Here is a 13,081-nt window from a genome sequence, read left to right on the forward strand (position 1 = left end):
CCAAGGGTTGACTGGCGCAGAACAGGGCGCAGCGGTCGACCGGAGACCTGCAAATTCGGAGGACCGCGGACGTCGACCTTCCTAAACTGGTGTGATGAGGGCCGTCGTGTGGGGCGTGATTTGCCTGGCGTGCGCGGTCAGCGGACACCTCGCTGTGGGGCTGCTGGGCGCGTTGTTGCTCGCTGCCTGCTTTTCGTGGAAACGGCCGGAAAGCCAGGTGGCCGACGCAGGTCAAGCGGAGCGGTATCAGGCGGCTTCGCGGCCGAGCAGGGTGGCGCGGCGGTAGAACTCGGTCGGGCCGAGTCTTCGCCGGCGGCGGCAGCACTAGTTCCATCAGGTCGCCGGGCGCCCACGGCATGTTCGTCAGGCGCTGGTGTGCTGGGACGTAAATCGGTGGAAGGGGGCTGTCGACGGCCTTCGGAGGTGGTCCGGTGCTAGGCGGTGTGATGGTCAATGCGGCACGTGCGGTGGCGATCGGCGTGGTCGGTGCGATCGCCTACGACGGCATGAAGCGGATATCCCGATCCGGCGCGCTGCGAGGCGCGACGGTCACGGCCGCCGTGTGGGGCTTGCGCGGCGTGCGGGCTGCCGAAATAGGCGCCGAGCGGATGCGGCTGGCCGTCGGGGACGTCGTCGCTGAGGCGCGTGCCCGGATCGGCGAACAGGCGCCGGCGCCCGGCGCGGCGAGTGGGCACGAGCACCGATGACGGCCTCGGCGCGTCTGCGGCTCGTCGCGGACGCCGCCGGCCGGGCTCGGTTCGTCAGCTCCCGGCTCCGCGGGTCGGCAGTGCTGGCGGTCGCCGTCGAGGACGCCCTCGACCGTGTGCCGGCCGTGCGTCAGGTGTACGCCTATCCACGCACCGGCAGCATCGTTGTCTGGTACGACGCCACCCGCTGCCGGCACGACGACCTCGCCGCCGCGATCCGCCGCGGGCTCGAGACCGATTCCGCCGCGACCCCCGCCCGCCCGCCCCGGTCGACGGAGGCGCGCACTGCCGACTTGGTCAGGATGGTGGTCGGTGGCGTCGCGCTGGCCGGGCTTGGCATCCGCCGCTACGGGCTGCGCCGACCGCCCGTGCTCGGCTCCACCGGCCGCATGGTGGCCACCGGCGTGGCGGTCTTCACCGGCGGTCCCTTCCTGCGCGGTGCGTTGAGGTCGCTGACCGGCGGTCGTGGTGTGGGTACCGATGCGCTGGTCACCGCCGCCACCGTGGCGAGCCTGGTGCTGCGGGAGAACGTCGTCGCGTTGACGGTGCTGTGGCTGCTCAACATCGGCGAATACCTCCAGGACCTCACTTTGCGCCGTAGCCGCCGCGCGTTGTCCGAATTGCTCGTCGGCGCGCAGGCCCGTACCTGGCGGCGGTTGGCCGACGGCACCGAGGTCGAGGTCGACATCGCCGATGTCAGCATCGGCGACGAGATCGTTGTCCACGAGCAGGTGGTGCTGCCGGTGGACGGTGTGGTCGTCGCCGGCGACGGCATCGCTGACCAGTCCGCGGTCACCGGTGAGCAGTTGCCGGTCGCCGTCGGCGTCGGCAAGCGAATGCCTGCGGGGTCGGTGCTGGTGCAGGGGCGAATCGTCGTTCGGGCCAGCGCGGTGGGGCCCGACACTGCCATTGGTCGGATCATCGCCCGGGTCGAACAGGCCCGAGTAGACCGGGCACCCATCCAGACTGTCGGGGAGAACTTCTCTCGCCGTTTCGTGCCGGTCTCCTTCGCGCTCTCAGCGTTGACCTTGGTGGTCACCAGGGATGTCCGGCGGGCGATGACGATGCTACTGGTCGCTTGCCCCTGCGCGGTCGGGCTGTCCACACCGACCGCGATCAGCGCCGCGATCGGCAACGGCGCCCGCCGCGGTGTCCTGATCAAGGGTGGAGCGCACCTGGAAGCGGCCGGCCGGGTGGATGCGATCGTGTTCGACAAGACCGGCACGCTCACGGCGGGACGGCCGGTGGTGACCAATGTCGTGTCCTTCGATGAGGAATGGGCGCCCGAGCGGGTGCTGGCCTACGCGGCCAGCTCGGAAATCCACTCGCGGCACCCGCTGGCCCAGGCGGTGATCCGATCGACGGAAGAACGGCGTATCCAGATCCCGCCGCATGAGGAGTGCGAGGTCCTGGTGGGCCAGGGCATGCGGGTGCACAGCGATGGTCGAGTCATCCTCATCGGCAGCGGCGACCTGCTTCGCGACCAGAACGTGCCGATCAGCCAGGTCGCCGACGGCTGGGTCCGCAGGCTGCGGCAGGTAGCCGAGACTCCGCTGCTGCTGGCCGTCGACAACACGCTGATCGGCCTGGTCTCGCTGCGCGACACAGTCCGCGGGGAATCTCGCGCGGTACTTGACGCGCTGCGCGGCGACGGCATCACCCGCGTGGTGCTGCTGACCGGCGACCACCCGACCACCGCCGCCGCGGTCGCCGCCGAACTGGGCATCGACGAGTTCCGGGCGCAGGTCATGCCCGAGGACAAGCAGGACATCGTGCGACAGCTGCGCGCCGAAGGCCACACGGTGGCGGTCGTCGGTGACGGGATCAACGACGCACCGGCTCTCGCGCTGGCCGACATCGGTATCGCCATGGGCGTGGCCGGCGCCGATATCGCCGTGGAGACCGCCGACGTGGCGTTGGCCGACGACGATCTGCGTGGGCTGGTGGACCTGCGTGACCTCAGCCGCCGGGGGATCGCCGTGATCCGGCAGAACTACGGCATGTCGATCGCGGTCAACATGGTTGGGCTGCTGATCTCGGCCGTCGGTGCGCTGTCTCCGGTGGCGGCGGCCGTCCTGCACAACGCGGCCTCGGTCGCCGTGGTCGGCAACAGTTCTCGGTTGATCCGCTACCGAATCGAGCGTCCGGTCCTCGATCACCGTAGGACGGGCCAGGTCGAGGAATCGACAGCCGCCGGTCCCAGCCACTGATCTGCACGGGTCCACCTGTGGGCTGGTGCCGAGGCGGCGTGGACAACACGTGAGTGGCACTGACGTCCGGGATTTCCCGCTGGCGAGCCGGTTTCCCGGCCAGGACGATCGTGCGGCCCTGCGGCGCTCGATCGACGCGGTGCCCCATGCCGAGGCCGCCGGGTTCGATTGGGCGTTGGCCGTGGCGGGCCGTCCGGCGTCCTTGCCGGTCGTGGCGTACGCCGCGACTTGGCTTGGCTGGTCGCGCGAACTCATACGGGTTCTGTGACCAGCTTGTAGCGCTCGATGACGGTGAGCATTGCCTGATGGACGGTCTTTGCGTCGGGGCCGCGCAGCCGGAAGATCCCGCCAGGGTTGTCGTAGCTGCCGTCGCCGCGGAAGATGCGTCCCGGCTCGGGCAGTGCCTCGTGGTAGATCTCCGGGACACTGTCGATCAGTGAGGTCCGCTGCACTAGCCGGCTCGGCCGGGCTGCTGGTTCGGGCATGAGCAGCCAGCCGCCGGAGGCGTCGGCGACGTCTCCGTGCGGATCGCTCAGAGGCCTCAACCCGGTGCTCGCGCGGAACGCCTCAGCGAACAGCTCGACGCCGAACAGATCGCGGTGGACGAACGCGACCTGCGCGCCGCCAGGGCGTAGGCCGACCTCAAGGAAGCACAGGCCCCCGTGTGCCTCTTCGATGACTTCGAGGTGGAATGCACCATCAGCCAGGCCGAGGGCGTTCAGGCACTGGTCCGCGAACGCGATCACCGATGTGCGGTGTTCGCCGCGGTCGAGAATGATCGATCCCAGCGGTAGGCCATTGGCGAAGTCGAGGCAGCTGTTGAGGTATGCGGACGCGGAAACGAAGTGGGTTCTCGTGTCGCGGCGGATGCCGTCAATGTGCAGGATACGGCCCGAGACGAACTCCTCGCACTCGTACTCGGCGGGTTCGATCGCGGCGAGTGCGCCCTGTAGTTCGCTGAGCGTGTCGATGCGGCGTACTCCGAGGGAGGCGACCCCTCGACGGGGTTTGAGGACCAGCGGCAGGCCGACGGCCGCGATGACTTTGGCGGCGTCCGTTGTCTGGTCCAGTGCCAAGTAACGGGGGATACGCAGCCCGGCTGCTGCGACCGCATCCTTCATCAGCGGCTTGTCCTTGAACTTCATGACCAGGTTAGTGGATTGCCCGCCAGCCACGCCGAAGGCGTCTCGCAGCCTCGCTGCGGTTAGGATGTCGTAATCCGACAAGGCCACGATATCCTTGGGCGTTCCGTGACTACGCACGATCCGTTCGACAGCGGCTGTTGCTTGGTCATACGCGAGGTCTTCTGTGGTCTCGGTCGCAACCCCGCAGGCGGCGTCGAGCGCGCGGGCGGAGCGGGCGGTGGTCACATACGCAAGCCGGCCGGTCTGCTCGGGCAGGTAGCGGTCGTAGCGTGCGAACTCATGGGTGAATCGGTTGAGCACCACGTACAGGTCGCGGTCCATCTGGCTGTCCTCTCGATCGGGTCGGGGCGACGCGGAGGCGTCTGCTCGTCCGCCTCACCCGAAGGCGATCACTCGGCCGGTGTAGCTGGCGGCGAATCTGGCCGCTGGAACACGGGTGTTCGTCTCGCCCCAAGTTGAGGGGTCACGGAAGCAGATCCACGGATCGGGTTCGTCATCAAGCGCCGAGACCACCACAAGGTGCCCGCCGCGCCGTCCGTCCTGCGGGAACTGCAGGGTCACCGAAGCGATCAGCGGTGCTCTGGTGTCGTGCAGCAGCTGGGAAACGTGCGTGAGGTCGGGTGCGGCCATAGCGGTGGCAGACACACCGCGCGCGACGGCCATGGTTGCCAGTCCGGCGTGCAGCAAGCCGCGTTCTGTGTAGAACCCGGCCGCCACGGCCTCGCGCAACAACGTGAACAGCGGGATGTCGGTCTTGCCGTGGAAGGCGAGTACTGACCTGAGGCAGGCAAGCCCGCAGGCGCGGGTGCTCCAATGGGCGTCGTTGCCATCTTCGAGCAGGAAACCGGCTGGCCAGCTTTCCGGATCAATGCGTTGTGAGTAGCGCGGAGTCCGTGCGCACACGAAGTGCGGGCAGTCAGCCGTCGTGGCCACGGTCGATGGCGTCATGTAGTTCAGTCGCTTCCCAGGCGCGTACTTGCTGGTAATCGTCTTCGAGTTGGTCGGGGTCCTCATGGCACAGGTACAGGCCGCCAGGCTTGGTCAACAGGTCGACCGTGCGCTGTACCCGCGTGCCGGCCGTCAGGTTCGCGCGCAAGCCGTGGAACGAGGCGAGTGCCTTGATCGGCGCGAGGTCCACATCGCTGGTCAGGGTGCCCGCGGCCGGTGAGATGAGACTGATCCCCATGGCGTGGCGGCGGATGAGGCGCAGCGTGCCCCGCTCCAGGAGCAGGTGAGGTGAGAGCAGCGCATCCACCGTTTCCCCGACCTGACTGGTGGCCACCGCACGCAGGGTCAGGGCAGGGTCCATCCCGCCGGGCAGCCGTGTGGCCGTCTCCAGAAGGAGCGGACCACGTTCGGTGACCACGACCTCGGTGTGCGCGGCGCCCCACCGCACGCCCAGGGCGTCGAGAGTCCGGCACACATAACCCCGGATCGACTCGGCTTCTTTGCCAAGCGGGCTGATCAGGCGCTGGCGGTCGTAGACGAGTTGCCCGTCCACTGTCTTCTTTTCCGAGGTCCAGATCTCGATGAAGGCGTGGAAGCCGTCGGCCGACACGGTGTTGACCATGTACTCGGGTCCATGAAGGAATTCCTGGACGATCACGCCGTCGTTGGGCTCGCCGTAAATTGTGGCTGAGCGCAGGACTTTGTCGATCGCGCGGTGTTGGTGCTCGGCGTCCTTCGCGACGAACACCGAGTCGGTGCCCGCGCTGCGCGGGGGTTTGACCACGACGGTCTGCTCGCCTGCCTCGCCGTTGCTCCACGTCTCGTGGCCGCAGGCGTCGAGGTGACGCTGCCACGGAATCTCCACCGCAGCACTGTGCAACAACCGGTGCATCAGCCGCTTGTCGCGCCGGGCTTCGGCGAGTCCGGCGCGGTTTCCCGTGCGCGTGCCGAGTGCCTGGGCGAGCTGATCGGCGACCTGCGCACCGCTTTCTGTTCCGGCGACCACATGCCGCACCCCTGCGCGGCGTAGTTCGTCTGCGGTGGCGTCGATGTCGCCGGTGTGCTCAAGGCACAGGGCGTAGTCGTGCCGGTTGAGCGTCGCGGTCAGCGCTGGCCAGTCGCATTGCCGGTTGGCGACGTGCACAGGGTGCACACCGCGAGCGCGCAATGCCGGCCCGAACAACTGACCAGCGCCATATGCGTCGACGACGGCAACGGGTTCATCCCGGTAGACGGACATCAGCATTCGGTGCTCTCCTTTCTTTCTTGATCGTCGCCACCGCGTAGAGAAGCGAGGCTGCTGCGAGCGCCGATGCCGTGGCAGCCACTGCCGCCGACGGGGGCAGCAATGCGAGAAGTGCGCTGGCGGCCAGCAGCCCGGCTAGGGCGCTCAGCGACAAGGCTGTCGAACGGATCCCCACGAACAACACGGAGGTCGCGTCGTCGAGCGATGCGACGTAGCGGGCGTTGCATCCCATGAAGGCCGCCTCGAACGCGGCGAGGAACAGGAAGTACAGCGCATAGCTCGGTAGGGCGGCCGTGCATGCGACGGCTGCGATGGCCAGAAGCGCGGTAGCGCACAATCCTGCGGGCGACGCATACCGTATCGCCCAAGGCAGCACGGCCTTGCGCGACGAGATCCAACCTCCGGCGAAAACGCCGGCAGTGGCTACGGCGCTGACGATCCCTACGCCCGCTGTGCCCTGGTGCAACTGCTGGATTGGGTACACGGTGCGGATTGAGTTGTGCAGGCCCTGATACGCGGCGATCAGCGAGAGCTGTAGCAACGCGCCACGCTGGATCGACGTCATGCGCCGCAGTTGGCGCACGCCTGGTTGCTCAGCCGCCGTGCCGCGCTCGGTTCTTGCCGAGCCGCCCTGCGTGCCATGCCACCGCAGTCCCAGGCCGGCGAACCCGTGCCCCGCTGCACACAGCATTGCGAACATCACCGGATCGACGTACTGACCGGTGACCGCGAAAGCGGTGCCCGCGCTGGTGGAACCCACGAGCCGGAAGAACTCCATCCGGCTCACCTCGTGCTCGATCGCCCCCGGACCGTCGGCTCGCTCTCGCGCGACCAGGGTGTTGGCCGTGCGGCCGACCGAGTCCACATATCCCTTGATCAGCACGACGCAGACGAGCGGCATCCACAACTGGGCGGCGATGAACCCTGCCGCGGTCGCAACCAGCGCGGCACCGCACCATTCCGTGACAGGGGCGATACGCGACGCGGTCAACCGCCTGATGACGCGTGCGGTACCTGATGGGAAGACCGCGGCGCCGACCCACTGACCGCCGAACACCAGTGCGGACAGCACCGCCGAGTGAACGCTCGTCCACAGCCAGACGCTCGCGATCAATGAGAACGTCATTCCGGCGAGGCTGGACACACCGACGAACGTATTTCTGGGCGCAACGCGGTTCCAGACACGCCGGAGAGCGGGACGCGGCGAGTATGCCCCCTGGTTATGCCTCCCAGATGTGGTCGGAGTGTCTGCTTCGGACGGTTGTGCCTTGGTATTGAAGGCCATGGCGTCGACCTACGCCGATTCCGGCCTCGGGCGCCCGGGTGCGGCCCAGGGGACCGGGCGGTGGGCCCGCACGGCTTGCGCGAGCAGACGCAGGACGAGCGCATCGTAGGGGATTCCTGCACGCGCGCAGGCCGCCGGAAGGTTACTGTGCGGCTGAAGGCCGGGAATCGTGTTGATTTCCAAGGCATACACGGTCTCCGCGTCGTCAACGATGTAGTCGACGCGGATCGCGCCGCGGCAGTCCAGGAAGTCATAGGCCGCCTCGGCGCCGACGCTCATCGCTTTGACCACGCTCGGCGGCAGATCCTCGGGGAACTGGTACTGCACTGACGGCGCGCTCGCACCACCGAGTTTGCTTGCTTCGTCGTAGAACGCTGCCTCGGTGACGAATTCGAGCGGAGCCAGGGCGACCGAGCCGGCCGGGCCGCCGATCACGGCTACTGTCAACGCCCGGCCGGCGATGAACTCCTCCAGAAAATACCGGCGGAAGCCACGCCCAGTGAATTCCCTGATTGCCTCGGCGATCTGCGCGCTGTTATCCACCAGCCGGGTACCGACGCTACTGCCGCCGTCCACCGCCTTGAGCATTCCCGGCAATGGAAAGCCTGCCGGTATCTGGCCCGCCAGCAGACCCGAGTCTCGTGGTGTCGCCAGGCCCAGATGCCGAAAGATAGCCTTGCATACCAGCTTGTCCATCCCCACGCTCCCGGCGAGTACGCCGGATCCGGTGTATGGCACGTTGAGATATTCCAACAAACCCTGCAGTCGGCCGTCCTCGCCATACGGGCCGTGCACGTTCACGAACGCGGCGTCAAAGCCCCGCACCCGTTCCGCGAAGTCGGGCGCAGTCGGATCGAGATGTTCTGCGTCCAGACCATGATCCTGGAGAACCCGCATGATCGCGGTCAGGGACCATTCCGCGCGCGGGGCGCTGTGGATATATACCGCGTCCTCTTCCGACACTGCGCCATACACCACCGCGATCCGCAAACCGCGCAGTGTCTGGACATCAGACGGCAGGGAACCGGGTAGCTGGCGAACAAAATCCGTCATCATACTAATTCTTCCCCCCGTAACGCATGTTTATTTTTTTCTGTCGCACTCGATGGCTGTCACGCTCAATAACGCGTCAGCCTGCGTGCCATCGGCGATGTTAAACGCCGTCTCCGAGTCTTGGCATGGCATAGATCGCGAAATGCGGGCGTTTCAGGCTTGCCACTGGGTAGAACGCGCAGATTTATCGAGCTCAGCTGTAATTTCGACATCATAGGATCATGTGCCGAATGTGTGAAGTCGGAAACGCGGATTCGAACACCGGCGACGTAGGGCGATGCGCCTGACGTTCCTGTATCTTGTGGCCAGGCCGGCTTCGGATTCCAGTGTGCCGAAGGGCTTGGCATGCGCCATTAATGCCAGTAATCGCCTGGCGGGTGTTCTGCGATATGACCGCATACCTAAGGGTCCCTGCGTGAATCTGTCGGCATCCCCATGCCGGCAAGTAATTTAGCTGATGCTGATGGCGAAGTCCCCGCACAAGAAGCCGGAGAACGTCCGCCGGTACCTCAAGCCGTCGCCCGAGACGATCTCGGAGCTGACCAGCCTGCTCGCCCCCGGCGACGCGCGTCGCTGACCCTGCTGTCACCGGTGTGCCCTACCGTGGACAGTCCACGGCCAGACGAGGACCGCCGTTTGCCGCCGTGCTGGGCGCCCAGGGCCTGTCCGAGGGGTTCGAGCTTCTTAGCCGAAGGTGTCGTCCATAACGGACCAGCCTTGGTACCCGGCGTCTTGCCGGATGCCGCCGCAGGGGAGGCCCACGGTTCCGTATGCGGAGGAGACGTCGATACAGGTGTTGGCACCGTTCTCCTGGTTAATGGCGCTTTTGAGGACCTGCTCTGCGCCTCCACTCGCGGTGGTTCGGTTGACGAGCGCCCACTGCTGCCAGCCGCCGTTGAAGCTGTTCTGGTAGCAGGGGAAGGTGCGCAGCCCGGACCCAAGCGAGTAGTCCAGGCAGCGCTTGGTGGCTTGGTTCTCCAGCTGAGCCCAGCCGTTGGCGTAGTCGATGACAGTCCAGTTCTGCCACGCCTGGCCGTTGCAGGTGAAGGCGCGCAGGTTGTCGGTCCCGTTGGGGCCCGTGTTGGAGTCGTCCAGACAGGAGTCCGGCGCATCCGGGGACCAGGAGATGAAGTAATACGTGTGGGCGCTCTGCCAGTACTGAGCGGAGGTGGCGGCGCTGGCCGGGCTCGCTGCGAACGTGAACAAGGCGAGCGTCAGTGCGGCGGTGGCCGTGACGAACCTACTGAGCTTCTTCATTGCTTGAACCTTCCGGGCTTATTCAGCGCGAGTCATGTCGTCGACTTGCGAAGCGTTTGTCGCGCAGGTCTAGACAGGCGGCTTCGGCCAGCAATTGTGCCGGGTTCGGCAGACAGCAGGCCGGCGGACGCGGCGATGGCGATCGCCGACGGGGCAATGGCCGTGATCCTAATGCGTTTCCCTTTCTCTGGCTAGATGGTGACAACAGCCTGACCGGCCCTGGTACCTCCCTGGTACCAGGACGGTTCCCTCCGGTGAACGCCCCTATTCGGCACACGGGCATTCGGCCAATCACACCGCGCAGCCGTCGAACGTCAGGGGCAAGTCGGTGACTGCCCGCGCGATGTCTCGGTATTTGCGTCGGAAAGCCTGTCGACCTACACCCACGTCACCGGCCAGCACGCCACCTACGGCACCAAGGTCATTCGTCGCGACGAAACGCGAGGCCCACTTCGTTCTTGACGAGATCCTCGGCAACGCCACGGACACCCACGGCGTCACCCGGGCGCGGGCCCGGATGACCTCGGGTCGGGACTGCACGCCCAAAAAAGTCATCAGCCGGCGGTGTTCATCGTCATCCACATCCACCATGCCGCCGACCTCGGGCAGCCAGACCTGCACGCCCGCAGCACGCAGCAGCGGCACCAACTCGTCGAACTGGCGCCCGCAGAACGCCGAGCACCGCACCCGCGGGGTCCACCTGCTCGGCGTCACCGACCATTCGACTGGAGCCTGGGTAGCCCAACTGGCCCGCAACCTGGCCGCGGATCTTGACGGTGCCGGACGCCGCTTCATCCACCTGATCCGCGACCGCGACGCCAAGTTCACCGCGTTCGATGCGGTGTTCGCCGTGATCGGCGTCGACGTGGTGCTCACCGCGTCGCAGACGCCGCGGGTGAACGCGATCTCCGGGCGGTGGATCTCCTCCGTCCGCCGCGAGTGCGCCGACCGGATTCTCATCACCGGCCGCCGCCACCTCCGCGCTGTGCTCGACGCGTACGTCGAGCACAGCAACGCCGGCCGCAGTCACGAAGGTCGGGGCGTTGGGTTGTGCGCGCTGGATGATGACCCGAGGGTGATCCCATTGCCCACCACGCCGGACCGGTACCAGCCCGCCGCATAAAACCCCCGATCACAGCCGGTGGCAGGGTTTTCGACCAGGACAGGGGTGTGGATGTCGAAGTGGGCGTGGCCGTATCGCCTGACACGGAGGGTTGCCGGCTGCTACAACATGTGTCGACGGCGATGGTGAAAGGATCTCCAGTGTCAGATGACGAGAGGTTTCCTATAGGGCCAGATGACGGGAGTTCTTTATTGTCGCGACTCTGGCGCCGTCCGCTCGGCCGGGTCGCGGTATTGGCCGTCGTGATACTCGCAGCACTCAGCGTCGCGAACACAATTCTGTTCACGACTGGGCCAAGCCAACCCGTCGGTACGGGTAACGACCCGCAGGACCAGTACCAGGTGACGATCGCGAATGAACGTGGCGACCTGGTCAATGGGTTTATCCGCGCTCCTGATCACATCCAGCTGTCAGTTGGCCGGCCTTCAGCGGTGTCCATCACGGTGTGCGGCGCCAAGGTGGCAAGTGCGGATTGCGCGGCAGATCATTCCCGGCCATCTCGCGGGAGTAACACGCCAATAATGGTTGGGGCTCGTATACAAGCCCGTCTCACCTCCGACGCACCCCAGTGCACCATCGTAGCCTCGTCTAGCGAGGTTCAGCCGGTCATCAACGCGACCGACATGGCGACGTGGTCGTGGAGTGTTACTCCTGCCTCCACGGGGCAGTTCACGCTCACTGTGCATCTCAGGGTGCTTGAAGGAGAAACAGATCAGCCACTACTTGCGGACCGCGCGGTGGAGATCTCCATGGACGTGTCGCAGACCGCGGGTAGCGTCCTTGACAGTATTGGCAACGGCATCAAAGGTACGCTCGTCACGATTGGCGCGGTACTTGGCGGACTCGGCTTGTCGGTAGCTGCACTTTGGACACCGATCGGCAAACGTCTTCGTGGACACAAAGCAAATCCAGTCAACCGTCTACGGCGCCGGCCAGGGCAGCGGGCGGGACGACGCCCCCAATCAAGGAAAATTCCGTTTCACAAGCCATCTTCACCCGAAGACTAGGTCCCAGCCGGAAACGGCCAGGGCTTCGATTATGATCTGCGATCAACTACTAACAATAGCACTGAGATGGATGGCGGCGCTAGGTCGTGATCATGTCATAATTCGGTCCTGTAGTCGATCTGTCGGGTTCAGTGTCGCAAGTAAGTCAGGCGCACGCCGCCACTGGGATCGGCGTTGCGAGGCTTGGCGATGCTCGTAACGACTGTGTGACCATCCACCAGAATGGTGCAGGTGCTACATTCCGAGATCTTGAACCGGATGGACTGACACCGCGTAGGGATCGGCATGGCCGAGGTTGTGCTGCTCGATGAACTCGCCACCCGGAAGGAACTGCTCGACGGACTCGTGCCCGAGCTGCGGGCCCTGCGCGACACCCAGGGCAGCCGTCCCCGGGTGCGGTACCTGGAGGGCGAATCCGGCATGCGGGCGGCCTTGTTCGAGACGTTGGAATGGGATTGCCCGTTGCGCGGCATCCTCTCGATGTACGACCTGATGGCCGTTCCGGGCGCCGCCGTGATGGCCGAGTTCATCGCCAACCGCCGCGAGCGCGGGACACCGCTGCGGGTAGTGCGCTCACCGGAACGCGAGACCGACCAGGACTGGCCCAGTAGCACCACGGACATCCGCGACGTCCGCTTCGCCCCACCCGGGCGCATCTTCACCCTGACCACCTTCATCGGCAAAGAAGCGGTGGCGATCATGTCCTCGCGAACGGAGAACTTCGTGGTGATGATCGAGAGCCGCGAGTACGCCCGTGCCCAGGCGAACCTCTTCGAGGTGCTGTGGTCGGTCAGCACTCCTGCTTCCTGACGTGGACCGGTGACGTGAATGGGCCGGCCGAGCTTGCTGCCCTGGTCGACAGCCAGGCCGCCCCCGCGATCGCGATCCACCGGCGGCCCGTCATCGACCTCGCCCGGGGATCCGTCGCGTTCCTCTGGACCGCCGAGGCCACGGCAGACGGTGTCGCCGTCGGTGGAGTCGACCTTCTCACGGCGCGCGAGGGCCGGATCGCGCGCGCGTGGTCACTGACCGGGATTCGTGCTTTCCGCTACTGAAACGCCGCCCGCCGAGGGCGGGCCGAATGATTGTCTGGGCGGGAT

General features: G+C 66.2%; 13 protein-coding genes. 6 read left to right on the forward strand and 7 right to left on the reverse strand.

The features are described from left to right. Positions 1-431: 431 nt before the first annotated feature. The 3 genes from JJ691_RS10990 to JJ691_RS11000 are packed head-to-tail and all read left to right on the forward strand — an operon-like array spanning position 432 to position 3,185. Entirely contained in the window at positions 432-707 is a 276-nt protein-coding gene (locus JJ691_RS10990; RefSeq protein WP_249227827.1) for a DUF1490 family protein, read from the forward strand. Next, positions 704-2,917: a heavy metal translocating P-type ATPase gene (locus JJ691_RS10995; protein ID WP_211768679.1), complete on the forward strand. Its 2,214-nt coding sequence runs from the start codon at positions 704-706 to the stop codon at positions 2,915-2,917. The genes JJ691_RS10990 and JJ691_RS10995 overlap by 4 nt, the downstream gene beginning before the upstream one ends. Positions 2,918-2,966: 49 nt before the next feature. After that, complete coding sequence (locus tag JJ691_RS11000) at positions 2,967-3,185, forward strand: hypothetical protein (protein WP_211768680.1); 219 nt, start codon at positions 2,967-2,969, stop codon at positions 3,183-3,185. On the opposite strand, the gene JJ691_RS11005 is transcribed toward JJ691_RS11000, so the two are convergent. From JJ691_RS11005 to JJ691_RS11040, 7 genes are all read right to left on the reverse strand, one after another. Then, the gene (locus tag JJ691_RS11005) at positions 3,169-4,383 is read right to left on the reverse strand and encodes an ATP-grasp domain-containing protein (RefSeq protein WP_211768681.1); all 1,215 of its coding nucleotides are present in this window, start codon (positions 4,381-4,383) and stop codon (positions 3,169-3,171) included. The two genes, JJ691_RS11000 and JJ691_RS11005, sit on opposite strands and share 17 nt — an antisense overlap. A gap of 54 nt (positions 4,384-4,437) precedes the next feature. After that, on the reverse strand, positions 4,438-5,010 hold the full coding sequence (locus JJ691_RS11010) for a cysteine peptidase family C39 domain-containing protein (RefSeq protein ID WP_211768682.1): 573 nt from the start codon (positions 5,008-5,010) through the stop codon (positions 4,438-4,440). Next, positions 4,979-6,256, reverse strand: a complete 1,278-nt coding sequence (locus JJ691_RS11015; RefSeq protein ID WP_211768683.1) for an ATP-grasp domain-containing protein — start codon at positions 6,254-6,256, stop codon at positions 4,979-4,981. The genes JJ691_RS11010 and JJ691_RS11015 overlap by 32 nt, the downstream gene beginning before the upstream one ends. Then, positions 6,231-7,400 carry a hypothetical protein gene (locus JJ691_RS11020; protein WP_211768684.1) on the reverse strand — a complete coding sequence of 390 codons (1,170 nt, stop codon included), beginning with the start codon at positions 7,398-7,400 and terminating at the stop codon, positions 6,231-6,233. Before JJ691_RS11020 ends, JJ691_RS11015 begins: the two co-directional genes overlap by 26 nt. Positions 7,401-7,550: 150 nt before the next feature. After that, positions 7,551-8,594, reverse strand: coding sequence for a D-alanine--D-alanine ligase family protein (locus JJ691_RS11025; protein WP_211768685.1), 1,044 nt, complete (start codon positions 8,592-8,594; stop codon positions 7,551-7,553). A 684-nt stretch (positions 8,595-9,278) separates the two neighbouring features. After that, complete coding sequence (locus tag JJ691_RS11035; RefSeq protein WP_211768686.1) at positions 9,279-9,851, reverse strand: RICIN domain-containing protein; 573 nt, start codon at positions 9,849-9,851, stop codon at positions 9,279-9,281. A gap of 291 nt (positions 9,852-10,142) precedes the next feature. After that, on the reverse strand, positions 10,143-10,472 hold the full coding sequence (locus tag JJ691_RS11040; RefSeq protein ID WP_211768687.1) for a hypothetical protein: 330 nt from the start codon (positions 10,470-10,472) through the stop codon (positions 10,143-10,145). Here JJ691_RS11040 and JJ691_RS11045 point away from each other — a divergent pair. The 3 genes from JJ691_RS11045 to JJ691_RS11055 all read left to right on the forward strand — a co-directional run bounded on the left by JJ691_RS11045 (position 10,441) and on the right by JJ691_RS11055 (position 13,036). After that, positions 10,441-10,974, forward strand: a complete 534-nt coding sequence (locus tag JJ691_RS11045; protein ID WP_211768688.1) for an integrase core domain-containing protein — start codon at positions 10,441-10,443, stop codon at positions 10,972-10,974. The two genes, JJ691_RS11040 and JJ691_RS11045, sit on opposite strands and share 32 nt — an antisense overlap. Positions 10,975-12,266: 1,292 nt before the next feature. Further along, a complete protein-coding gene (locus tag JJ691_RS11050; RefSeq protein WP_211768689.1) occupies positions 12,267-12,791 on the forward strand; it encodes a hypothetical protein in 525 nt (174 codons plus the stop codon). Beyond that, positions 12,764-13,036, forward strand: a complete 273-nt coding sequence (locus JJ691_RS11055; RefSeq protein WP_211768690.1) for a hypothetical protein — start codon at positions 12,764-12,766, stop codon at positions 13,034-13,036. The genes JJ691_RS11050 and JJ691_RS11055 overlap by 28 nt, the downstream gene beginning before the upstream one ends. Positions 13,037-13,081 lie beyond the last annotated feature (45 nt).

The organism is Kutzneria sp. CA-103260 (assembly GCF_018263855.1).
Classification (GTDB): domain Bacteria; phylum Actinomycetota; class Actinomycetes; order Mycobacteriales; family Pseudonocardiaceae; genus Kutzneria.